Annotated in this window: 18 protein-coding genes and 1 pseudogene; 8 read left to right on the forward strand and 11 right to left on the reverse strand. The window is 65.7% G+C overall.

Annotated features, from left to right (window positions below; all coding sequences use genetic code 11):
* Nucleotides 1–34 precede the first annotated feature (34 nt).
* The 7 genes from ACZ9GA_RS10650 to ACZ9GA_RS10680 form a co-directional block, all read right to left on the reverse strand.
* Entirely contained in the window at nt 35–1,618 is a 1,584-nt protein-coding gene (locus ACZ9GA_RS10650; protein ID WP_457362709.1) for a rhodanese-related sulfurtransferase, read from the reverse strand.
* A complete protein-coding gene (locus ACZ9GA_RS10655) occupies nt 1,615–2,223 on the reverse strand; it encodes a cysteine dioxygenase family protein (RefSeq protein ID WP_457362708.1) in 609 nt (202 codons plus the stop codon). The genes ACZ9GA_RS10650 and ACZ9GA_RS10655 overlap by 4 nt, the downstream gene beginning before the upstream one ends.
* Before the next feature lie 14 nt (nt 2,224–2,237).
* Nucleotides 2,238–3,308, reverse strand: coding sequence for an LLM class flavin-dependent oxidoreductase (locus tag ACZ9GA_RS10660; protein WP_457362707.1), 1,071 nt, complete (start codon nt 3,306–3,308; stop codon nt 2,238–2,240).
* Between the two features lie 373 nt (nt 3,309–3,681).
* Nucleotides 3,682–4,005 carry a DUF6388 family protein gene (locus tag ACZ9GA_RS10665; protein WP_457362706.1) on the reverse strand — a complete coding sequence of 108 codons (324 nt, stop codon included), beginning with the start codon at nt 4,003–4,005 and terminating at the stop codon, nt 3,682–3,684.
* Nucleotides 4,006–4,081: 76 nt separating this feature from the next.
* Nucleotides 4,082–5,644, reverse strand: coding sequence for a chloride channel protein (locus ACZ9GA_RS10670; RefSeq protein WP_457362705.1), 1,563 nt, complete (start codon nt 5,642–5,644; stop codon nt 4,082–4,084).
* A gap of 5 nt (nt 5,645–5,649) precedes the next feature.
* Entirely contained in the window at nt 5,650–6,054 is a 405-nt protein-coding gene (locus tag ACZ9GA_RS10675) for a MarR family winged helix-turn-helix transcriptional regulator (protein ID WP_455922831.1), read from the reverse strand.
* On the reverse strand, nt 6,051–6,743 hold the full coding sequence (locus ACZ9GA_RS10680; protein ID WP_457362704.1) for an HPP family protein: 693 nt from the start codon (nt 6,741–6,743) through the stop codon (nt 6,051–6,053). The genes ACZ9GA_RS10675 and ACZ9GA_RS10680 overlap by 4 nt, the downstream gene beginning before the upstream one ends.
* A 268-nt stretch (nt 6,744–7,011) precedes the next feature.
* Here ACZ9GA_RS10680 and ACZ9GA_RS10685 point away from each other — a divergent pair, with 268 nt between their 5' ends.
* The 5 genes and pseudogenes from ACZ9GA_RS10685 to ACZ9GA_RS10705 all read left to right on the forward strand — a co-directional run bounded on the left by ACZ9GA_RS10685 (nt 7,012) and on the right by ACZ9GA_RS10705 (nt 14,002).
* Nucleotides 7,012–8,244, forward strand: a complete 1,233-nt coding sequence (locus tag ACZ9GA_RS10685) for an alpha/beta hydrolase family protein (protein ID WP_457362703.1) — start codon at nt 7,012–7,014, stop codon at nt 8,242–8,244.
* A gap of 282 nt (nt 8,245–8,526) precedes the next feature.
* Nucleotides 8,527–10,903, forward strand: a pseudogene (locus ACZ9GA_RS10690) (TonB-dependent receptor plug domain-containing protein).
* Between the two features lie 285 nt (nt 10,904–11,188).
* On the forward strand, nt 11,189–12,253 hold the full coding sequence (locus tag ACZ9GA_RS10695; RefSeq protein ID WP_457362701.1) for an ABC transporter substrate-binding protein: 1,065 nt from the start codon (nt 11,189–11,191) through the stop codon (nt 12,251–12,253).
* Nucleotides 12,240–13,238 carry an ABC transporter permease gene (locus ACZ9GA_RS10700; RefSeq protein WP_457362700.1) on the forward strand — a complete coding sequence of 333 codons (999 nt, stop codon included), beginning with the start codon at nt 12,240–12,242 and terminating at the stop codon, nt 13,236–13,238. The genes ACZ9GA_RS10695 and ACZ9GA_RS10700 overlap by 14 nt, the downstream gene beginning before the upstream one ends.
* Nucleotides 13,232–14,002: an ABC transporter ATP-binding protein gene (locus tag ACZ9GA_RS10705; RefSeq protein ID WP_008373463.1), complete on the forward strand. Its 771-nt coding sequence runs from the start codon at nt 13,232–13,234 to the stop codon at nt 14,000–14,002. The genes ACZ9GA_RS10700 and ACZ9GA_RS10705 overlap by 7 nt, the downstream gene beginning before the upstream one ends.
* 692 nt (nt 14,003–14,694) lie before the next feature.
* Here ACZ9GA_RS10705 and ACZ9GA_RS10710 read toward each other — a convergent pair.
* Nucleotides 14,695–15,045 (reverse strand): 4Fe-4S dicluster domain-containing protein, encoded by a 351-nt coding sequence (locus tag ACZ9GA_RS10710; protein ID WP_457362699.1) that lies wholly within the window; start codon nt 15,043–15,045, stop codon nt 14,695–14,697.
* Entirely contained in the window at nt 15,045–16,619 is a 1,575-nt protein-coding gene (locus ACZ9GA_RS10715; protein ID WP_457362698.1) for an FAD-dependent oxidoreductase, read from the reverse strand. Before ACZ9GA_RS10715 ends, ACZ9GA_RS10710 begins: the two co-directional genes overlap by 1 nt.
* A gap of 260 nt (nt 16,620–16,879) precedes the next feature.
* Here ACZ9GA_RS10715 and ACZ9GA_RS10720 point away from each other — a divergent pair, with 260 nt between their 5' ends.
* Nucleotides 16,880–17,095, forward strand: a complete 216-nt coding sequence (locus ACZ9GA_RS10720) for a TOBE domain-containing protein (protein ID WP_027978073.1) — start codon at nt 16,880–16,882, stop codon at nt 17,093–17,095.
* Nucleotides 17,096–17,175: 80 nt separating this feature from the next.
* On the forward strand, nt 17,176–17,883 hold the full coding sequence (locus ACZ9GA_RS10725; protein WP_457362697.1) for a metallophosphoesterase: 708 nt from the start codon (nt 17,176–17,178) through the stop codon (nt 17,881–17,883).
* Nucleotides 17,884–17,886: 3 nt separating this feature from the next.
* On the opposite strand, the gene ACZ9GA_RS10730 is transcribed toward ACZ9GA_RS10725, so the two are convergent.
* Nucleotides 17,887–19,443: a GGDEF domain-containing protein gene (locus ACZ9GA_RS10730; protein ID WP_457362696.1), complete on the reverse strand. Its 1,557-nt coding sequence runs from the start codon at nt 19,441–19,443 to the stop codon at nt 17,887–17,889.
* 108 nt (nt 19,444–19,551) lie between these two features.
* Complete coding sequence (mltA, locus tag ACZ9GA_RS10735; protein WP_457362695.1) at nt 19,552–20,697, reverse strand: murein transglycosylase A; 1,146 nt, start codon at nt 20,695–20,697, stop codon at nt 19,552–19,554.
* Between the two features lie 127 nt (nt 20,698–20,824).
* Here mltA and ACZ9GA_RS10740 point away from each other — a divergent pair, with 127 nt between their 5' ends.
* Nucleotides 20,825–23,188 carry a DNA polymerase II gene (locus ACZ9GA_RS10740; RefSeq protein WP_457362694.1) on the forward strand — a complete coding sequence of 788 codons (2,364 nt, stop codon included), beginning with the start codon at nt 20,825–20,827 and terminating at the stop codon, nt 23,186–23,188.
* The last annotated feature ends 2 nt before the right edge of the window (nt 23,189–23,190 follow it).

Raw genomic sequence — 23,190 nt, forward strand, 5'->3', positions numbered from 1 at the left:
CTCCCACGAAGGTGATGGGGATGTAAGGGGGGATTTAGATGACGTAGAAACCGTGGGTGCCGTCGCGGGCCAATTGCTCGACCAGGCCGAACTCCCAATCCAGGTACGCCTGCATCGCTTCGCGCGGGGCATCGGTGCCTTCGTACGGTCGCTTGTAGCGATCGATACGCGGCGACGCCAGGTTCGCCTCGCCACTCTCGGTCGGCAAGCCGGCCTTCAGCCAACTGGCCGTGCCATCGCCCAGCACGTACACCGCCTTGCCCGTCAGCGCCTGCACTTGCGTCACGGCGAAGCGCGCCAGCAGGCTGCTGCCGCAGGTCAGCACGTAGCGTTCTGCCGCCGGAATCTTCTTCAAGGCCTGGGCCAGGTCGGCACGCAACGTCCACCAGGCACCGGGGATGTGCTGCTTGACGTGGTTGGCACTGGTGGTGAAATCCAGCACTTGGGTATCGCCCTGGGCCTGCCAGTCGGCCAGGGTTTCCGGGCTGATGGTTTCGTAAGAGGGCACAGCCGGAATCGCCGGCTTCCACGGGCCGCTGGCGGTGAAGGCACTGGCATCCACACCGTCGAGCACCTGCACGTCCCAGCCCAGTTGTGCCAGCCACGAGGCACTCATGTTGGCGCGCACGCCATCGTCATCCACCAGCACAATGCGGGCACCGCGCACGCTGGCGTAGTGGTCGGTTTCCTGCACCAGTTGGCCACCGGGGGTGGAGCGGGCGTCAGGCAGGTGCGCGGCTTCGTATTCCTGGGGCGTACGCACGTCGAACAGGTAGCTGGTGCGGCCGGCTTCGGCCTGCCACTGCTGCCAGTCCTTGAGGGTGGCGCGTTTGACGCCGGCCTTGTCCGCCACGCGGCGCGCATCGGCACGTGCCAGCTGGCGGGTGTCTTCGCCGGTTTCGGCAAATTGCCGCGATTGGCCGTGGTCCAGGGCCTGCCCGGCCAGCAGCCAGCCGATGGTGCCGTTGCGCAGGGCAGCAATGGGGTTGGGCAGGCCGGCGTTGACCAGCGACTGGGTGCCGATGATGCTGCGGGTGCGGCCGGCGCAGTTGACGATGATGCGCGTGGCCGGGTCCGGGGCCAGCTCGCGGGCACGCAGCACCAGTTCGGCGCCGGGCACGCTGATGCCGGTGGGGATGCTCATGGTCTGGTATTCGTCGAAGCGGCGGGCGTCGAGCACCACCACGTCGGCCTTGCTATCGAGCAGGGCTTTGACCTCTTCGGCGGGCAGCGACGGGGTGTGGCGCTCGTGCTCGACCAGTTCGCCAAAGGCCTTGCTGGGCACGTTGACGTCGATGAACAGCTCGCCGCCAGCGTCACGCCAGCCCTGCAGGCCGCCTTGCAGCAGCGCCACGTCGGTGTAGCCCAGTTGCACCAGGCGCTCGACGGCCCGTTGTGCCAGGCCTTCGCCGTCGTCGTACACAGTGATGGCGGTGTCCCGGCGCGGGATGCGCGGGTACACCTCCACCTCCAGTTTCGACAGCGGGATATTGGCCGCGAACAGCGGGTGCGCCTGGGCAAACGGCGCCTCTTCGCGCACGTCCACCAGCGCCACTTCCTGGCGTTGCAGCAGGGCCTGGCGGATGTCGGCGAAAGAACGGGTCAGGGGGTGGCTCATAGGCTGCGGTTCTCTTTGGAAAGGTCCCAGATGTTGGGGAGCGTGGTGTTGGAGTAGCCGGAAATGAACAGCTTCTCGCTGCCATCAGGCTGGTACACCGCGCGGTGTACGGCGCCGATGTTGGCGCCGTAGACGTGAATGCTGATGGATACCTGGTCGGCAAACGCGTTGCTGACCTGATGGATATCGCCGATGCGCGGCGACAGGGGCTCGACGTCGCCGGGCAGCAGGCGGATCGGCGCGCCATCGGGCACCAACGCGCCGCTGTCGGTACGCGTGTAATTCTGCGAGTCTTCGGCACCGCGCAGCATGCCGATCAGGCCCCACACGCGGTGGTCGTGGATCGGCGTCTGCTGGCCCGGGCCCCAGACAAAGCTGACCACCGAGAAGCGCTGGCGCGAGTCGGCGTGCAGCAGAAACTGCTGGTAGCGCTCGGGGGAGGGCTGGGCGTATTCATCGGGCAGCCAGTCATCAAAGCTGACCAGCTGGTGCAGCAACTGGCCGCCGCGGTGCAGCTTGTCGCCTTCGCGCGGGTCGCTGTCGAGCAGTTCGGCCAGGGCGCCAATAAAGGCGCGCAGGCGTTCGGGGTGACGAACCTGGGACATCTTCGCTCCTTGGGTCAGGCCACCTGGGCGTGACGTTGGGCCACCAGCTGACGGGTCAGCGGGATCAGTTTCTTGCCGTAGTCGATGGCGTCTTCCAGCGGGTCGAAGCCACGGATCAGGAAGGTGGTGATGCCCAGGTCGTAGTAATCCAGCAGGGCTTCGGCCACTTGTTCCGGGGTGCCCACCAGCGAGGTCGAGTTGCCCTGGGCGCCCAGCAGGCCGGCAATACCGGTCCACAGGCGCTTGTCCAGGCGGCTGCCTTGGGCGGCCGCGGCCAGCAGGCGACGGGAGCCTTCGTTGGCAGGCTCGCGGCGTACAAAGCCACGTTGCTCGGCCAACGCGGTGGCCTTGGCCAGGATGCTGTCGGCGCGGGCCCAGGCCTTTTCCTCGGTCTCGGCCAGGATAGGCCGCAGGGACAGGCTGAAGCGCACCGTGCGGCCATGTTTGGCAGCTTCGGCGCGCACCTGGGTGACGATCTCTTTGACCTGCTGGTAGGTTTCGCCCCACAGCGCATAGACGTCGGCGTGCTTGCCGGCCACTTCGATGGCAGCGGTGGAAGAACCGCCGAAATACAGCGGGATCGGTTGCGCGGTTTTCACCGCCGAATGGGCACCTTCGAATTCGTAGTAGTCGCCCTTGAAGTCGAACGGCTTGTCAGCGGTCCACTCCTGGCGCAGCACGGTCAGGTACTCGTCGGTGCGGGCGTAGCGCTCGTCCTTGCCGATGAAGCTGCCATCGGCGCGCAGTTCCTTGTCGTCACCGCCGGTGATGATATGCACGGCGGTGCGGCCACCGTTCAACACATCCAGGGTGGCGAACTGGCGGGCGGCCAGGGTAGGGGCGGCGAAGCCTGGACGGTGGGCGATCAGGAACTGCAGTTTTTTGGTGACGCTGGCCGCGTGGCTGGCGATCAGGGTGCTGTCGGGGCTGTTGGAGTGGAAGGCGACCAAGGCGCGGTCGAAACCGGCCTCTTCGTGGGCGCGGGCGACTTTCTCGATGTACTCGGGTTGCAGCACCGGGCCGCTGGCCGGGTGGATTTCAGAACTGTGCTGACCGCCGATGTAGCCGATGAATTCGATGCTCATGGGTTATTCCTTTATGGCGTTATCAAGGGCCTCCGCCTGGCGTGGGGTCGGTCGTTGATGAAGAACATAAAGGTAGGAATGAGCGCTGTGAAATTCGATTTTGTTCTAAGGTAATTATTAAATATGGGAATTTAAGGCGGTTTGAATATTACATAAATGCATATTGAGGGCTCGGTAGCAGCGGCCCCTGTGGGAGCGGGTTCTACCCGCGAAAAGAACACCGCGTAATCCCTGACGCCTCGTGGCGTCCTTTTCGCGGGTAGAACCCGCTCCCACACAGTTTGCATCGCGGCCAAGGCCGGCTCCTACCACGGGCGGCGTAGGCGCCGACTTCAGTCGCGATGGGCATTGCGGTTTCGAGCCAGTTGCTGGCTCAAAGCCCATACAACTCGCGATACTCATCCCAGCTCATGCCCGCCATCTCGGCCACTTCCTTGTGCACTTCGATACGCTGCGCCTGAAATTCCTCAGGCGTGGCGGCCGTCAGTTGCAAGGTCAGCTCCCAGGCGAACAACCCCAGGTTCTCGGCCTCCAGCTCGAACGCCTCGTGCAGGCGTTCGGCGCGGTATTGGGCGACGGTCATGCCGGCCGCCTGGGCCAGCAGCGGGTTGAGGTGGTCCAGTTGCTGGCGCACCTCGTCGTGTTCGGCGAGGAAGCGTTCCAGGGCGGCGGGGTGGCGCTGTTCGGGGTCGATCATCTTTTACCTGTCGCTGGGCTGTGGTGGCTTTAGTCTATCAGTGTCGTTACGGGCCAGCGCAGCCTGGCGGCAGCGGCTACGCAGTTTGCATCAGCGTTTCTTCTTCATGCACGGCCAGGGTGCCTTTGAGCAGATCGTGGCTGGTTACCCAGCCGATCAGCTCCAGGCCCTGGCGATCACGCACCACGGGCATGCGCTCAAGCCCCAGCGACACCATGCGCCCGGCCACTGCGCGGCAGGTTTCGTGGGGCAGGGCGCAGGCTTGATCGATTTGCAGATGGGTCCCGGGAACCACGTCGTCGACACGCATCACCTCGGCCACATCATGACGCTCCAGCGGGTCTACCGAGTATTCCCGGTAGATGTGCAGGCCGCGACGGGCGATTTTCTCGGTCATGATCGAGCGCTTGGCGATCATCACCGTGACCGCGTAGGCCACGGTGACGGTCAGCAGCAGCGGCAGCAGGGCATTGAGGTCGTGGCTCAGGCCCAGGGCGAACACCACCGCGGTCAACGGTGCGCCCAGCACCCCGGCCAGCATTGCCGCCATGCACACCAGCGGCCACAGCGCGCCCTGATTGCCGGGCAGCACATGGGCCAATACTGCGCCCAGGCCTGCGCCCAGCATCAGCAGCGGCGCCAGTACGCCGCCCGAGGTGCCCGAACCCAGGGCGATGACCCAGATCAGCGCCTTGACCAGCAGCAGCGCGATGGCTGCGCTGAGCAGCAGATGGTTGTGCAGCAGGTCGCTGATCACGTCAAAGCCGATGCCCAGCGCGCGCGGCTCGAAATAGCCACCGATGCCGACGGCCAGGCCGCCCAGCGCCGGCCACCACATCCAGTGCACGGGCAGTTTGCCGAACAGGTCTTCGACGCGGTACAGGCTCCACGACAGCGCGGTGCACAGCAGGCCGCTGGCCACGCCGGCCAGCAGGCAGCCGGGCAGTACGTCGAGGCCCGGCGCCAGGGTTTGCACGGCGAACAAGGGCTCGGCGGTGATCAGCAGCGGGCGCAGCAGGCCGGCCACGGCGCAGGCAATGGCCACCGGCACCAGGCTGCGGGGGCGCAGTTCGAACAGCAGCAACTCCACCGCCAACAGCACGGCGGCCAGCGGGGTGCCGAACACGGCGGTCATGCCGGCCGTGGCGCCGGCCACCAGCAGGGTCTTGCGCTCGGCGGCGCTGAGGTGAAAGCGCTGGGCAATCAGCGAACCCAGCGAGCCACCGGTCATGATGATCGGGCCTTCGGCGCCGAATGGGCCGCCGCTGCCGATGACGATGGCCGACGACAAGGGCTTGAGCAGTGCCACGCGCAACGACAGGCGACTTTGGCCGAACAGGATGGCCTCGATGGCCTCTGGGATGCCGTGGCCACGGATCTTGCTGGAGCCGTAGCGCGCCATCAGGCCCACGATCAGGCCGCCCAGCACCGGCAGGCCGATGATCCAGGCGCCCAGGTGGTGCTGGGCGGGCGAGCTGGTGTCCAGTGACAGGCGCTGGAAGAAAAACAGGTTGGTGCACAGGTGGATCAGTGCCAGCAGCGCGGCCGCCGCGAACACCGCCAGCGCGCCGATCACGGCCGCCAGCAGCACTTGGCGAAACAGCCGGCGATCAACATTGAAGTCACGTTTATGCTGCATGGCGCTTACTCCTGTTCGAACGGCACGCGGAAGCGCTTGCCAGCGGATTTCAGTTCTTCACGGTGCACGAAGGCCAGTTTTTCCAGCACCTGGATGCCTTGGGCAGTGAGGCTGACGCGCACTTCGCGGCGGTCCTCTTCATTGCGCTGGCGCTGCACCAGGCCCACCGCCTCGCAGCGTTTGACCAGCGCCACGGCGCCGTGGGGCACCATCTGCAGGCGCTCGGCCAACTCGCCCACGGTGGCCCAGTCGCGGCCGCTGAAGCCTTGGGTGTGGAGCATCAGCAGGTATTGCTGGGGCGTCACGCCGTGGGCCTGCACGGCCTCTTCGGAGAAGCGCAGGAAGCGCCGCAACTGGTAGCGGAATTCGGACAGGGTTTCGAAATCGGTCTTGTCCAGGGCGTCGCTCATGGGCGTGGCTCCGACTGCAGGCGGGCGAGGGTGGCGGTGACGATGGCCTCCAGGTCGTCGGCGTCGACGTCGATGAACTCGTCGCGCTCGTCCAGCACCGCTTGCAAGGCCTGATGCAATTGCTGGCTGGCCGGGGACACCGCGCGCGTGGCCGCAGGCGCAGGGGCGTGGCCATGGGGGTAGCGGTGGCGGCTGAAGCTGTGGAACACCAACGCCACGCCCAGCAGCACGGCGGAGTTGAGCAGCACCGGGTCGAGCACAAAGCCGTAGCCGGCCGCATGAATGCTCGGCCCGCCCAGTACGGCGGTCAACGCCACCGCGCCCGAGGGTGGGTGCAGGCAACGCAGGGCCAGCATCAGGGCGATCGCCACCGACACGGCGACGGCCGCCGCGATGATTTCGTTGCCGATGAACGCGGCGCAGGTCACGCCCACCAACGAGGCCACCAGGTTGCCGCCGATCAGCGACCACGGCTGGGCCAGCGGGCTGGCGGGGGCGGCGAACAGCAGTACGGCCGAGGCGCCCATGGGGGCGATCAGCAGCGGGAGGTCGGCGCTCAGGCCCAAGGCCCAGGTGCACAGGGCGGCGGTGAGGCCGATGCCCAGCAAGGCGCCCAGGGCGGCGCGCAGGCATTCTCGCAGGCTCAAGTGCAAGGGGGCGGGGCGCCAGCGGTGCAGGAACGGGTTCACGAACAAAATCCTCGGCAGAAAAACGCGGGCTTTATATCACGGCGTGACATAAATATCCACGCACCTCCTTGTAGCCGCTGCCGCAGGCTGCGCTGGCCGGCGTGAACCCTGAACATCTCCAGTGAACGACAGGGCCAGCGCAGCCTGGCGGCAGCGGCTACAGGGCATTGCGTTATAACGGGTTGATCGTGACGGCATGATTTTGGTGATTGGACGCCTGCAGTTCCTTATGTGATGTTAGCGCTACCATCCGTTACGAGACGCTCCGATGAGTTTCCAGCAACTGCTCTGCCTCTGCGCCCTGATACTCCCTGCCAGCGCCTTCGCCATGTACGGCGACGCTCGCCCGGACGCCCCCGACCTGGCCGCCCCCGGCGAACTGCACATAGGCGTGCGCACCGAGCACCTGACCCACCACAACCAACTCGACATCCTCGCCGGCCACCCCTACGACCGCCCCCTGCAAGTGGAAATCTGGTACCCGGCCACCCTCGCCAAGGGCCAGCAGCCGGGCACGGTGTACACCGACGTGCTGGGCGCGGGCGCCAACGACCCCAAGCGGCCCAATACCCCGTTCCAATTCGCCGGCCGTGCCGTGCGCGATGCCGCCGTCGACCGCCATGGCGTCTACCCGCTGGTGATCCTGTCCCACGGCTACCCCGGCTCGCGCCTGCAAATGAGCTACCTCACCGAGCACCTGGCCTCGCGCGGCTACGTGGTGGTGGCCATCGACCACACCGACTCCACCCGCGCCGACAAGGCCGGCTTTGCCAGCACCCTGCTCAACCGGCCGCTGGATGACCTGTTTGTGCTGAACCAGGTGGCGGCTTGGGCCAAGCCTGGCAGTGGTCATTTCCTGGCGGGCAGGGTGGATGTCGACCACAGCGCGCTGATCGGCTATTCCATGGGCGGCTATGGCGCCCTACTGGTGGGCGGCGCGGGGCTGAGCCCGGCGGCGGTCAATTTCGTGCCGGGCGGCGCGTTGCAACGGTTGCAGGCCGGCAACCCTGATTTCCTCGCCCTGCATGATGGGCGCATCAAGGCGCTGGTGGCCTTTGCGCCGTGGGGCGGGCGGCAGGGGATGTTCGATGCCCAGGGCCTGGCAGGGCTCAAGGTGCCTACGCTGTTCGTAGCGGGCGATCAGGATGATGTGGCCGGCTACAGTGACGGCGTGCGCCGGCTGGTGGACGGCGCGGTGAATGCCGACCGTTATCTGCTGGTGTATCAGAATGCCCGCCACAACGTGGCGCCCAACCCGCCACCGCCTGCGGCCAGCGCCAATGCCGACGATTTCAGTGCCTACAGCGAGCCGGCATGGGACAGCGGGCGGTTGAACAATGTGAACCAGCACTTCGTCACGGCGTTTCTGGACCAGCAGTTGAAGGGTTTGGACCGTGGAGTCTATTTGAACCTGGCGCCGAAGGCCATTGACGGTAAGTGGGCAGGGTTTGGCGCGCGCACGGCGGTGGGGATGGAGTTCTATCACTGGGCCGCCCACTGATACCATCAACTGTCTTGACCGGCGGTGTCTGCATCGCGGCCAAGGCCGGCGCCTACGCCATCCGGGGTAGGAGCCGGCCTTGGCCGCGATGCAGACGATGCGACGGATCGGCAGCGGATACGGCTTAGAACTTCATATATTCTTTTTCGGTCTTTAAAAAATTATTTAAATGGCAATAGGATATATGTCATCGGGCCACCGAATTCTACAAACACGACACAAGGATGATCGCCACCGTTCGCCATACGGATCGCTCGCCACGAGAGATTCCAGGAGCGGTACATGCAAGGATTCCAACGTCACCCGCTGGCGGCAGCGCTGCTGTCGGCCGGCCTGTTCTGCAGCGTCGAGGCCTTCGCCGACGCCACGCCCGAGGACGGTGCCAAGCTGGACACGGTGATCGTCACCGGCACCCGCGCCCAGGAGCGCACCGCCAGCCAGTCGCTGTCGCCCATTGATGTCATTTCCGGCGAGAGCCTGCGCAACAGCGGCTCGGACGAGCTGGGCACGGTGCTGGCCCGGCTGATCCCGTCCATCAACTTCCCGCGCCCCAGCCTGGTGGACGGCGCCGAACTGGCGCGCCCGGCGCAGATGCGCGGCCTGTCTCCCGACCAGGTGCTGGTGCTGGTCAACGGCAAGCGCCGCCACACCGGCGCCTTCGTCAACCTGGGCGGGGCGGTGGGGCGCGGCTCTTCGCCCGCCGACCTGAACGCCATCCCGCTGTCGGCCATCGACCATATCGAAGTGCTGCGCGACGGTGCCTCGGCGCGTTATGGCTCGGACGCCATCGCAGGCGTAATCAACATCATCCTCAAGGACGCCAACCACGGCGGTTCGCTGTCGGCCAAGTACGGCGGCTACAAGAAGGGCGACGGCATCCAGCGCGAGCTGGACGGCAACGCCGGTTTCGCCTTGGGCGACCGTGGTTTTTTCAATATTTCCGGGGAAGGCGCCAACAACGACTACACCGACCGCGCCGGTGATGACTACCGTACCGCCAGCATCGGCTCCACCACCTACGGCCAGCACGTGTTCCGCCAAGGCGAGCCGGCCACCAAGGATGGCAAGGTCTTCTTCAACAGCGAATTCGACCTCAATGACAATGCCCAACTCTACAGTTTCGGCGGCTATAGCCACCGCACGGGCGAAACGGCGGCGTTCTATCGGGCCAGCAACGCCAGCAACAATATCCCGGCGTTGTACCCCAACGGCTACCTGCCGCTGATCGAAGGCACCCTGGAGGACACCTCGCTAGTGGTGGGCGTGCGCGGGCAGTGGCTGGACGACTGGCATTACGATCTGTCGGCCAACTACGGCAAGAACAGCTACGAGATCAACACCCGCACCATCAACACCTCGCTGGGCCTGGCCACACCCACGCACTTCTACAACGGCACCCTGGAGAACAGCCAGAAACAGCTGAGCCTGGACCTGTCCCGCGAGTTCCGCCTGGGCTGGCTGCCCAACCCGGTGTCGCTGGCAGTGGGTACCGAATACCTGGACCAGGACTACCAGATCAAGGCCGGCGACCCGGACTCGTACTTCGGCACCGGCAGTTCCGGGCTGGGCGGTTTCCGCGCTGCCGACGCCGGCAGCTACAACCGCCACAACGTCGCCGAGTACCTGGACCTGGAGACCGACTTCACCGACAAGCTCAGCGGCTCGGCGGCGGTGCGGCATGAGGACTACAGCGACTTCGGCGCCAACACCACTGGCTCGTTGTCGGCGCGCTACGCCTTCACCCCGCAGGTGGCGCTGCGCGGCAGTATTTCCACCGGGTTCCGCGCGCCGTCCCTGGCCCAGCAGAACTTCACCTACACCTCCTCGCAACTGATCGGCGACACCGTGCAGGAGGCCGGCACCTTCCCGGCCAGCAGCCAGGTGGCCAAGCTGCTGGGCGCCGAGGACCTCAAGCCCGAGAAGTCGCGCAACTACAGCCTGGGCCTGGTGCTGCAGCCCACCGACAGCCTGACGCTGACCGCCGATGTGTACCGCATCGACATCGACGACCGCATCACCCTGTCCTCCAACCTGGTGCTCAACGACGCCGCCAGGGCCTATCTGCAGGCCAATGGCGTGGGCGATATCGACTACACCAGTGCCCGCTACTTCACCAACGCGGTGGACACCAGCACCACGGGCATCGACCTGGTGGCCAACTACCGCTACCAGTTCGACAATGGCGTGCGCTGGAACAGCACCGTGGGCTACAACTACAACCACACCAAAGTCACCGACGTGAAAGCCAACCCGGCGGTGCTCGACGCCCTGGGCGTCAACCTGCAGCGCGTGGACCGCCGCGAGAAGGACGGCCTGCTGGGTGACACCACCCCCCGAGCACAAACTGACCCTGGGCAACGACTTCAACTACGGCAACTGGGCGCTGCACAGCACCTTGGTGCGCTATGGCGAGTACACCAGCTACCAAGCTGATGCGGTCAATGACCAGCACTTCCAGGCCGCCTGGGTGTTGGACCTGGCGGTGGACTATCGCTACAAGCACTGGCTGTTCACCCTGGGGGGCGACAACGTTACCGATCAGTACCCGGACAAGCTGATTGCCTATTCGTCGAGCGGCGGCAACCTGGCGTACAGCACCTATTCGCCGTATGGCTACAGCGGGGCGTTCTACTACGCGAAGGTGGGGTATAGCTGGTAATCCTCCTCGCTAACACCGCTTAACACCTATTAATACCGCGATCCCGTAGCCGCTGCCGCGAGGCTGCGCTGGCCCTGTGCCCCACTGGAGAACTTCAGGGTTCACCCCGGCCAGCGCAGCCTGGCGGCAGCGGCTACGGGAATCGCTTTGCTGGTGTTTTTTGCATATTAGGTTATGCATTAAATGAATTTAAATTATTAAAAATCCAGTGTTATGGTTCTAACAATTACCCTCGGCGACCGTGCGTGCGGACCCGAACACCCACGTCTTGCCCAGGGAATCTCCATGTCATCGAACACCTTGTCTCGCCGCCATCTGCTGGGCCTGGGCGCTTTTGCCCTGGCCAGCCCGCTGTTGCTGTCGCTACCCCGAAAGGTCTGGGCCGATGAGCACGACCACATGAACATGAGCAGCGTGGAGCCCGGCGGCACCGGCGACTTCATCAAGCTCGACGCGCCACGCAAGCTCAAGCTGGCCATCAATCTCAACGCCGTGTGCCTGGCCCCGGTGGTTATCGCCCATGGCGAAGGCTTTTTTACCCAGCACAACCTGGACGTGGAGTTCGTCAACTTCGGCAACTCCACCGAGGTGCTGCTCGAGGCCATCGCCACCGGCAAGGCCGACGCCGGCATCGGCATGGCGCTGCGCTGGCTCAAGGCCTTGGAGCAGGGCTTTGACGTCAAGCTCACCGCCGGTACCCATGGCGGCTGCCTGCGCCTGCTCAGCGCCACCAACGGCCCGATCAACAACCTGGCCGACCTCAAGGGCAAGGCCATCGGCGTGACCGACATGGCCGCGCCAGACCGCAACTTCTTCTCCATCCTGCTGAAGAAGCACGGCGTGGACCCGGTGCGCGACGTGGAGTGGAAGCTGTACCCGGCCGACCTGTTGAGCACCGCCCTGGACAAGGGCGAAGTGCAGGCCATCAGCGGCAGCGACCCGTTCATGTACCGGCTGATCAAGGGCGGCCAGGCGCGGGAGCTGTCCACCAACCTGGTGGAGGAATACGCCAACCTGTCTTGCTGCGTGGTGGGGGTGACGGGCAAGCTGGTGCGCGAAGACAAGCGCGTGGCCGCGGCCCTGACCCAGGCCATCCTTGAAGCCCACGACTATGCCGTGCAGCACCCGGAGGCCGTGGCCAAGGGCTTCCAGAAGTTTGCGCTCAATACCAGCGAGGCCGAGGTGCAGGCCATCCTGCACGACCACACCCACGGGCACCACGCGGTAGGTGCGGCGCTGGCTACCGAGATCGTCACTTACGTGGACGACCTGAAGACAGTGGAGGTGTTCGATGCCAGCACCAATGCCGTCGAATTTTCCAAGGAGATCACGGCCAATGTCTTCAGTTGAACTGACTCATGCTGGTGAGCCGAGCCGGGTGGCCCGCGTGCGTGTCGGCGTGCGGCCTGCGTTGGCGGTGGGCGCTTGGGTGCTCGCGGCGCTGGTCACCCGTTTTTACCCCGACGCCACGCGCCATTGGCCGTTGACCGAGGGCCTGGCCAATGTCGAGTTGGCGCTGGCGGTGAGCATTGGCGCGTTGGCGCTGCTGGCCTCACGCTCGCCGGCCCTGGCGCGCCGGGTACGAGAGCTGGCGCCGTGGCTGATCGCCCTGGCGCTGCTACTGACAGCCTGGGAACTGTTGACCGCCAAGCTGGCGCTGCTGCCGGTGCCATTCTTCGCACCGCCCCAGGCCTTGCTGAATGTCTACATCACCGATTGGCCGCGGCTGCTGGACAGCCTTTGGCACTCGGCCTTCCTGCTGGGCAGTGGCGTGGGCCTGGGCGCGGTGTTCGGCTTCATCGCCGGGGTGTCCATCGGCTGGTCGCGGGCCATCGGTTACTGGCTGCACCCGGTGCTGCGCATATTGGGGCCGGTGCCGTCGACGGCGCTGTTGCCGCTGTGCTTCTTTCTGTTCCCCAGCAGCTGGAGCGCCAGTGTGTTCCTGATTGCCCTGGCCACCTGGTTCCCGGTCACGGTGTTGACCTGGTCGGGGGTGGCCAGCGTCGACAAGGCCTACTACGATGTGGCGCGCACCTTGGGTGCCAAGCCCGGTTTCCTGATTTTCAAGGTGGCGATCCCGGCGGCCTTGCCCCATGTGTTCGTGGGTCTGTTCATGGGCCTGGGCGCGTCATTCTCAACCCTGGTGGTGGCCGAGATGATGGGTGTCAAATCCGGCATCGGCTGGTATTTGCAATGGGCCCAGGGCTGGGCGGCGTACGCCAATATGTACGCGGCGTTGCTGGTGATGGCGCTGGCCTGTTCGGGGCTGATCAGCGCGCTGTTCTATGTTCGTGATCACTTGTTGGCCTGGCAGAAAGGAGCGGTCAAATGGTAGCCCTGCACAAACCCCAGGACGCGGGCCTGGCCTTGCATATCGAAGGGCTCAGCCATGCCTTCCATCTGGACGGCGAGCCTTTGCCGGTATTGGACAACGTCAGCCTGGACGTGGCACCGGGCGAATTCGTCGCCTTGCTGGGGCCCTCCGGCTGTGGCAAGTCGACGTTGCTGCGGCTGGTGGCGGGGCTGGAGCCGGCCGATCGAGGCACGCTTGAGGGCGACGGCCAGGCCATCACGGCGCCGGACCCGAGCCGTGTCGTGGTGTTCCAGGACCCCACCCTGTATCCCTGGCGGCGGGTGTGGGACAACGTGGCGGTGGGGCTGGAGGCCCAGGGGGTGCTCAAGACCCAGCGGGGCAGGGTGGATGCGGCCTTGGCCAAGGTGCACCTGAGCGAGTTCGCCCGCGCCTGGCCGCGGCAGCTGTCAGGCGGCATGGCCCAGCGTGTTGCGCTGGCGCGGGCGCTGGTCAATGAGCCGCGGTTGCTGATCCTGGATGAGCCGTTGGGCAAGCTGGATTCGTTGACACGCATTGCCATGCAAAAGGAGCTGATCGAGTTGTGGCAGCGGCAAGGGTATACGGCGTTGCTGGTGACGCACGATGTGGAAGAGGCGCTGCTACTGGCCAACCGCATCATTGTGTTCAGCGAACGGCCGGCGCGGGTGAAGTCCGAGATTGTGGTGGACCGGGCGTATCCGCGGCGGCGGGATGATCCTTACCTGGTCAACCTGCGTACGCAGATTCTGCAGTCCCTAGGCCTGTAGCCGCTGCCGAAGGCTGCGCTGGCCTGTATGTACGCTGGAGATTTGCAGTGGGGCGCAGGGCCAGCGCAGCCTGCGCGGCAGCGGCTACGGATCACTTGTAGCCGCTGCCGAAGGCTGCGCTGGCCTGTATGTACGCTGCAGATTTGCGGTGGGGCGCAGGGCCAGCGCAGCCTGGCGGCAGCGGCTACGGATCACTTGTAGCCGCTGCCGAAGGCTGCGCTGGCCTGTATGTACGCTGGAGATTTGCAGTGGGGCGCAGGGCCAGCGCAGCCTGGCGGCAGCGGCTACGGATCACTTGTAGCCGCTGCCGAAGGCTGCGCTGGCCTGTATGTACGCTGCAGATTTGCGGTGGGGCGCAGGGCCAGCGCAGCCTGGCGGCAGCGGCTACGGATCGCCTGTAGCCGCTGCCGAAGGCTGCGCTGGCCTGTGTGTGCGCTGCAGATTTGCGGTGGGGCGCAGGGCCAGCGCAGCCTGGCGGCAGCGGCTACGGATCACTTGTAGCCGCTGCCGAAGGCTGCGCTGGCCTGTGTGTACGCTGCAGATTTGCGGTGGGGCGCAGGGCCAGCGCAGCCTGGCGGCAGCGGCTACGGATCGCCTGTAGCCGCTGCCGAAGGCTGCGCTGGCCTGTGTGTACGCTGCAGATTTGCGGTGGGGCGCAGGGCCAGCGCAGCCTGGCGGCAGCGGCTACGGGGTTAGGCTGGCTGACGGCTGCGCGCCAGGGTAAACACCGCGTCCATCCGCCAATGCTCGTTCTGATGCGCCGGATCCTGCGCCCACTCATCCCATCCCGAATCACGCCGGTATTGGCCCAGCAGGCCGCTGGCGGCGATCTGCGCGGGGTTGGGGTGGTGCAGGCGCTCTGGGTCCGGGTGCACGTAAAGCGCATCCTCGCTGCAGTACAGCTCGCACATGAAACACGTCTGGCAAGCGAACGGGTCGGCGATGCGCGGCTGGCGGTCAGTGAGCGCCAGGACGTTGGTGGGGCAAACGGTGACGCAGTCGCCGCACTGGTTGCAACGGTCGGTGAAGATGATTTCCAGCATCAGGCCTGTGGCTCCAGAGCGGTGAGGGGGTCGAGGCGCGTCCACGGCTGGTCCAGCCCGCCGACGCGCAGGTGGCCGTCGAATGCGGGATTCTGGCCGGGGAGGTCGCAGCGCTGGTGCATGCCACGGCTTTCGCGGCGGGCCAGGGCTGCGCGGTAGCACCAGCGTGCCGTGGCGGCCATGGCTACGGTTTCCCGGGCGCGCAAGGGGTTGTCGTCGCGGCTGGGGCCTTGCTGCAGCCGGTCCCAGACGTTGTCCAGGGCGTCCAGCGACTGCTGCAATTGCTGGCCGTGGCGGAACAGGTTCTTGTCCAGCGGGTGCACTTCGGCCTGGATTTGCGCGATCAGTTCCACGCCCGGCGTGCCTTGGCCGGTGCCCAGGCCCAAACCGCCAAAGCCGTTCAGCGGCCCACCGGGTGCGCCATTGTCCAAGGCCCTGCGCGCCGCGCCGCGCCCGGCCCACTGCCCGGTGGACAGCGCCCAGGCCGAGTTCTGCGCGCCGCCGCCGGAGGTGGCCCCCGCGATCGGCTCGCGGCTGGCCGCATCGCCGGCCACGTACAGGCCTGGCACGCCGGTCTGGCAGTCGTCATCGATCACCCGCAAGCCCCCCACGCCACGAATGGTGCCTTCGGCGTGCAAGGTCACTTCGAAACGCTGGCGGAAGGGGTCGATGCCACGCCGGTCGAACGGCAGCATCAGGTTGGGCTGAATGCTCGGCAGGCGCGCCCGGACGTGCGCCGGTACCGCGCTGAGGTCGCCAAACACCGGGCCTTGCAGCAGGGCCTTGGCCAGTGCATCGGTAAAGCCGGGGCCCTGGGGAATATCCAGCGCGCGGCCGGTGCTGTCGTAATAATCACCGAAGGTGTACACCATTGAGCGGGTCATGGTGCTGCCGGCGGCGGCAATGCAGTAGTAGTTGGAAAACTCCATGCCCGACAGCTCGGCCCCGGCCTCGGCGGCCATCAGGTAGCCGTCGCCGGTGTTGGTGTGGCACCCCAGCAGGCGCGACAGGAACGCGCAACCGCCCGTGGCCAGCACCACCGCGCCGGCGCGCACCTGCCAGCGCCCACCGGCCTGGCGGCGCCAGCCACGGGCACCGGCCAGGCGGCCGTGGGTGTCGCGCAGCAACTCCAGGGCCGGGTGGTGGTCGAGGACGGTGACACCGCTGTCCAGCACCCGGTTGCGCAGGGCGCGCAGGTACTCGGGGCCGCGCAAGCCGCGGTACTGAGTAACCCCGGCATCGTCGCGAGGGAAATCGTAATAGCCCGCCAGGCCCGGCAGGCTGGTCCAGGTGGTGTCGATGGCCCGCGCCATCCAGCGCCTGTCGGCCAGGCCGAAGGCCGTGGCCAAGCGTTTGTCGATGGCCGCCTCGCGTGCCTGGGGCAGCGGCGGTACCCACCAATGCCCAGGGCCGGCGGTGGCCGTGACGCCACTGGTGCCGCAGTAACCCTTGTCCACCAGGATCACGCGGGCGCCTTCGCGGGCCGCGCCAATGGCGGCCCAAGTGCCGGCCAGGCCGCCGCCGATGATCAGTACATCGGCCTCCAGCGCCAAGGTGGCTGTGTGTGCTTTCAACGGTGTCTCCCTGCCAGGTGTGAAATGCTGGCGCTACGCTAAGGCGCGGGGAGGCAGGTTGGGAAATGCCGGATTGTTCTATGAATATATTTTATGTAGTTACCGGGTTATTATTCAATTCTAGGTGCTTATATTCTTTTTGGTGATATCAAAAGCACAATCAATTCCTTTTGATTTTATAACCACTCAGGCACATTAAATCCATCGCGGCACAGGGCCGCAACGTTCACTACCCGCTACCATCACAAGGGAACCGTGCCATGACTATCAAAGCCATCAACGTACGCAATCAGTTCAAGGGCGTGATCAAGGAAATCATCGAAGGCCCGGTAGTGTCGGAAATCGACGTGCAAACCGCTTCGGGCATCGTGACGTCGGTCATCACCACCCGCTCCATCCATGAACTGGAACTGAAAATCGGCAGCGAAGTGATCGCGTTCGTAAAATCCACCGAAGTGTCCATCGCCAAGCTCTGAGCCCGATCCGGCCGCCATCCTTGACCGCGCGGCGCCACGGGCAGACTATCGTGGTGCAGTTCGGCACAAGGAGGCAGGCCATGACCAACAAGTTCGCCCACTACACGCGCAACCTCAGGGGGCGCGATTTTGCCGTGGGCGATATTCACGGCCATTTTGGCCGCTTGCAGGCCAGCCTCGACCAGATCGGCTTCGATCCGCACACCGACCGCCTGTTCAGCGTCGGTGACCTGGTGGACCGCGGCCCCCAGAGCGAAGCCTGCCTGGAGTGGCTGGACCGGCCCTGGTTCTTTGCCGTGCAGGGCAACCACGAGGCCTTGGCCATCCAGCACCACGCCAATATCAGCGTCGATGAGCGCATGTACCGCGCCAGCGGCGGTGCCTGGTTCCTGGACGCCAGCAAGGAAACCCAGCAGCTTTACGCCCAGCGTTTCAGCCAGTTGCCCGTGGCGCTGGAGGTGGAGACCAGCCGTGGCTTGATTGGCCTGGTGCATGCGGACTGCCCATTCCCCACCTGGCGCCAATTGCGCGATTTCGTCCAGCACCGCTGGCCCGACGACACCTACACCGATGAGGGTTGCCAGTGGTCGCGGGCGCGGATCAAACGTGGCGACGGCAGTGGCATTCGCGATGTGCGCGCGGTGATCGTCGGCCACACGCCGCTGCGCCGCCCCCGCCGGCTGGGCAATGTCTGGCACATAGACACGGCGGGCTGGAGCGAAGGCTATTTCACCTTGATGGAACTGGGCGAACTGCAGCCTGTGAGCGTGCCGCAGTCGGTGGGATAAGCCTTATGCCGTCTCTTCAGCCTGGGCCAGGTGCTGCGGCAAGGAAGGGTGCAGTCGATTGCGGCCTTGGCTCTTGGCTGCATACAGGGCCTGGTCGGCCGCCTGGATAAGGTCCTGGGGATGGGGGTCGCCGGCGCCCGGCACCCACACGTGCAGGCCGGCGCTGACCGTGACCACGCCGCCGTCATTGCCCGCATGGGGGATGCCCAGGTTGCGCACCGCCTGCAAGACTTTCTCGGCCACCAGCCAAGTGCCTTGCCAATCGCTTTCGGGCAACACCAGCAGCAACTCCTCGCCGCCATAGCGCACCACCAGGTCACTGCTGCGGCCCACGCAGTCGAGCACCGCTCGGCCAACGCTGGCCAGGCACTGGTCACCCTCGGGGTGGCCGTACAGGTCATTGAAGCGCTTGAAGTGGTCGACATCGATCATGATCAGCCCCAGCGCCTTGCCGTTGCGCCGCGCGCGGCCGATTTCGTGGGGCAGGGCGGCGTCCAGTTGCCGCCGGTTGGCCAGGCCCGTGAGGGCGTCCTGCATGGCCAGGATCTCCAGCGCGGCATGGGCATTGCGCAGCTTGGCTTCGGTGAGCTGGCCGTGGCGGATCTGGCGGATCAGCGCCACGCCGAACACCGACAGCGCCGCGCCCACCACCAGGATGAACGCGGCTGAGCGCATCAGGTTGGCGTACCAGGTGGCGTAGATGGCTTCCTTGGACTGCGCCGCTTCCACCACCAGCGGGTATTTGCCCAGGGCCTTGTAGCTGAACAGCCGCGACACGCCATCGATCATCGACGGCATCATGCCGCTGCCGTCCGGGTGGTTGGGCAGCATCTCGCTGAAGACACGGCCGCGGGCCAGGCTAGTGCCGATGATGTGTTCTTCGAAAGGCCGGCGCGCCAGGATGGTGCCATTGCCCAAGGCCAGCACGATGACGCCTTGGCGGTCCAGGTCGAAGGATTGGTAGAAACGGTTGAAGAATTCCAGGTCCAGGGTGGCCAGGGCGACACCGGCGAAGGCGCCGTCGGGGCCGTCGATGCGCCGTGAGACGGGGATCACCAGTTGGTTGTTGGTGCGGCTGCGGATCACCGGGCCGATGTGCACGGCGGGGTCGCGGTTGAAACGGTGGAACTGAAAATACTCGCGGTCGCCGTTATTGGCGCCCTGCGGGTCGACATCATTGGAAGACACCAGCCAGCGGCCATCCTTGTCATAGATGAACAGGCCGTGCAACTGCGTCAGGTCGTGGGTGCGCCCTTGCATCAAGCGGTGCAGCCGCGCCAGCTGTTCGGGGGCAGTGCCGTCGGCGCGCACCCGCTCGGTCAGGTCGGCCAGCACCACGTCGGCTTCCTGCACCGTGCTTTCGGCGTGCTGGGCCAAGGAGCGGGCCAGGTTGGAGGTATCGGTCTGCGCCACTCGCAACGCCTGGGTGCGGGCGGTCCAGCTCTGCCAAGTGTCCAGCCCCAGCAGGGACAGCAGCACCAGCGCCATGAAACCGATGGCCAGGCGCTGGGCGGAGGGGCGAGCCTTGAGAATGATTCGCTGCTGCAGGTTGTCCAGCATCGGCGGCCATCACGTCAAAGGGTGTGCTCTGAGTGTAGCCGCTGCCGCACGCTGCGCTGCCCGGTTTTCACAGTGGCAGGCAAGTGCCCTGTGGGACCAAGGGGCTGCTTAGTTCAGCTTGGGCGGCTGCGCACCCTTGGGCCACAGCAGCCAGATCTGCCCTTGCTGCTTCATGTTGCCCGCCAGGTCCCCGGCCTTGTCGCCCGTGCCCCAGAACAGGTCGGCGCGCACTTCGCCGGCAATGGCGCCGCCGGTATCCTGGGCGGCCACTGGGCGGGTCAGGGTGTTGCCGTCGGGGCTGGTGGTGTTGAGCCACAGCAGGCTGCCCAGCGGGATCACCTTGCGGTCGATGGCCACGCTGTAGCCGGCGGTCAGCGGTACATTGAGCGAGCCGCGCGGGCCTTCGTTGCTGTCCGGGCGGGTGGAGAAGAACACGTAGCTGGGGTTGCTGGCCAACAGCTCCGGCACGCGCTCGGGGTTGGCCACGGCCCAGTCACGGATTTTGCCCATGCTGACTTCTTCTTTCTTCAGCAGGCCCTGTTCCACCAACCAGCGGCCCACCGGTTTGTAGGGGTAGCCGTTCTGGTCGGCATAACCGATGCGCAACTGGCGGCCGCTGTCCAGGCGGATGCGGCCCGAGCCCTGGATCTGCAGGAACTGCAGGTCCATGGGGTTGTTCAGCCAGGCCAGCACCGGCGCGTTGACGCCTTTCTGGTTGATGGTTTGCGCGTCGTCGTAGGGCCGCAGAATGTGGCCGTCCAGGCGCCCGCGCAGGCGTTTGCCCTTCAGTTCCGGGTAGACGCTGTCCAGGGAGACGATGATCAGGTCGTCCGGCACGCCCAGCACCGGCACCGTGTGCTGATCGTCACGGGTCAGGCTGCCGGGGTACACCGGTTCGTAGTAGCCGGTGATCAGGCCGCGGTCCTGGTTGTCGCCCGAGCGCAGGCTGAACACCTGCAGTTGCGCCTGCAGAAAGCTGCGCACCGCCGCCGGTTGCGCCGGCACCTGGGCGGCTGCGGCGCAGGTGGCGCCCCAGGTGGGGTCTTTGGCCAGCCGCTGGCAGGCTGATTTCCAGGCGCCGAAGCCCGCCATCAGGTCATTGTCGCTGACGGCGGGCAGGGCGCTCCAGTCCACGCTGGTGTAGGTGGTGGGCGGTGGGGGCTTGGGCTTGCCGAAGTCGCAGCCGGCCAGCAGCACCAGCACGCCGGTGGCGGCCAGCAGCAGGCGTGGCCATTTGATCGCTGAAGTCTTCACTGGGATCGGGTATCCATACTGCAAGTGGAAAGCCGTGTAGCTTGAGCAATGCCCTGCGCCGCGTCAAATCCCTGGCTTGAACGGTTACAATGGCGTTTTTGCCCCGCGGTTCAACGAGGTCAGCGCAGTGGACGTCCAGCAAGGTTTTATCCTGACCCGCCATTGGCGCGATACGCCGGCGGGGACGGAGGTGGAGTTCTGGCTGGCCACCGACGCAGGTCCCCGCCACGTGCGCCTGCCGCTGCAGCCTTCGGTGGCGTTCGTGCCTGCCGAGCACAGCGAACGCGCCCAGGCCGCGGTGGCTGCGCAGCCGGGTGCCGAGTTGCGGCCTCTGGGGTTGCAGGACTTTCACCACCGGCCTGTGAACGGGCTGTACTGCCAGCAATACCGCCACCTGCTGGACCTGGAAAAAAGCCTGCGCCGCAACGGTGCCGACGTCTACGAGGCGGATATTCGCCCGCCAGAACGCTACTTGATGGAGCGTTTCATCAATGCCCCGGCCAGCATCGTCGGGCGTGCGGACGCCAACGGCGTGCTGCTGGACGCCCAGCTCAAGCCGGCGCCGGGCTATCGACCGGCGCTCAAGCTGCTGTCGCTGGACATCGAGACCACCGAACATGGCGACCTGTACTGCATCGGCCTGCAAGGTTGCGGGCAGCGCCAGGTCTACATGCTGGGCCCGCCCAATGGTGACGCCGGCGTCGTGGATGTTGACCTGCAGTACTGCCAGTCGCGGGTGGAACTGCTGCACTGCCTGAACCAGTGGATGGCCGACCACGACCCCGATGCCATCATCGGCTGGAACGTGGTGCAGTTCGACCTGCGCGTGCTGCACGAACAGGCGCGGCGTTACGGCGTACAACTGCGCCTGGGCCGCAATGGCGGCGAGTTGCTGTGGCGCGAGCACGGCAGCGGCAACGGGCACTATTTTGCCAGTGCGGCCGGGCGGCTGATCATCGACGGCATTGAGGCGCTGCGCCAGGCCACCTGGAGCTTCCCCTCGTTCAGCCTGGAGAACGTGGCCCAGACCCTGCTGGGCGAGGGCAAGTCCATCGCCACGCCCTACCAGCGCATGGACGAAATCAACCGTTTGTTCGCCGAGGACAAGCCTTCCCTGGCCCGCTATAACATCAAGGACTGCGAACTGGTGCTGCGTATCTTCGAGCACACGCGCATCATGGACTTTTTGCTCGAACGCGCCACAGTCACCGGCCTGCCAGCCGACCAGAGCGGCGGCTCGGTGGCGGCGTTCACCCACCTTTATCTGCCGTTGATGCACCGCCAGGGCTTCGTGGCCCCCAATCTGGGGGAGCGGCCGCCCCAGGCCAGCCCTGGCGGTTTCGTGATGGATTCTCGGCCCGGGCTGTATGAATCGGTGCTGGTGCTGGACTACAAGAGCCTGTACCCCTCGATTATCCGCAGCTTCCTGATCGACCCCATCGGCTTGATCGAGGGCCTGCGCCAGCCGGACGATGTGCATTCGGTGCCGGGTTTTCTAGGCGCGCGTTTTTCCCGCGAGCGCCATTGCCTGCCGTCCATTGTCCAGGCCGTCTGGCAAGGCCGCGAAGCCGCCAAGGCCGAAGGCAACCAGCCGCTGTCCCAGGCGCTGAAAATCATCATGAACGCCTTCTACGGCGTGCTGGGCTCCAGCGGTTGCCGCTTCTTCGATCCGCGCCTGGCGTCGTCCATCACCCTGCGTGGCCATGAGATCATGCAGCGCACCCGGCAACTGGTGGAGGCTCAAGGCTACGAGGTGATCTACGGTGACACCGACTCTACCTTCGTGTGGCTCAAGCGCGCCCATGGCCAGCAGGAAGCCGCCGACATCGGCCGCCGCCTGGTGGCCCACGTCAACGCCTGGTGGCGTGAGCATCTGCAGGCCGAGTACGGTTTGCACAGCGCCCTGGAGCTGCAGTTCGAAACCCATTTCACGCGCTTCCTGATGCCCACCATTCGCGGGGCCGAGGAGGGCAGCAAGAAGCGCTACGCCGGGCTGGTGCGCCGCGCCGATGGTTGCGACGAGATGGTCTACAAAGGCCTGGAAGTGGTGCGCACGGACTGGTCGCCCCTGGCCCGCGCCTTTCAGCGGGAACTGTACGAGCGCATTTTCCACCATCGGCCCTATCAGGACTACGTGCGCACGGTGGTGCAACGTACCCTGGCGGGCGAGCTGGACGAGCAACTGGTTTACCGCAAGCGCTTGCGCCGGCCGCTGGATGATTACGAGCGCAATGTGCCGCCCCATGTACGGGCGGCGCGCCTGGCTGACGAGTTCAACGCACGGCAGGGGCGGCCGTTGCAATACCAGCGCGGGGGCTGGATCAGCTATGTGATCACCCTGGCGGGGCCGCAGCCGCTGGAGGCGATTGATGCGGCGATTGATTATGACCATTACATCAGCCGGCAGTTGCAGCCGGTGGCGGACGGTATTTTACCGTTCGTGGATGATGACTTCGCGACGCTGGTGGGTGGGCAGATGGGCTTGTTTTAACC

The sequence above is a fragment of the Pseudomonas sp. TE3644 genome, from assembly GCF_056278815.1.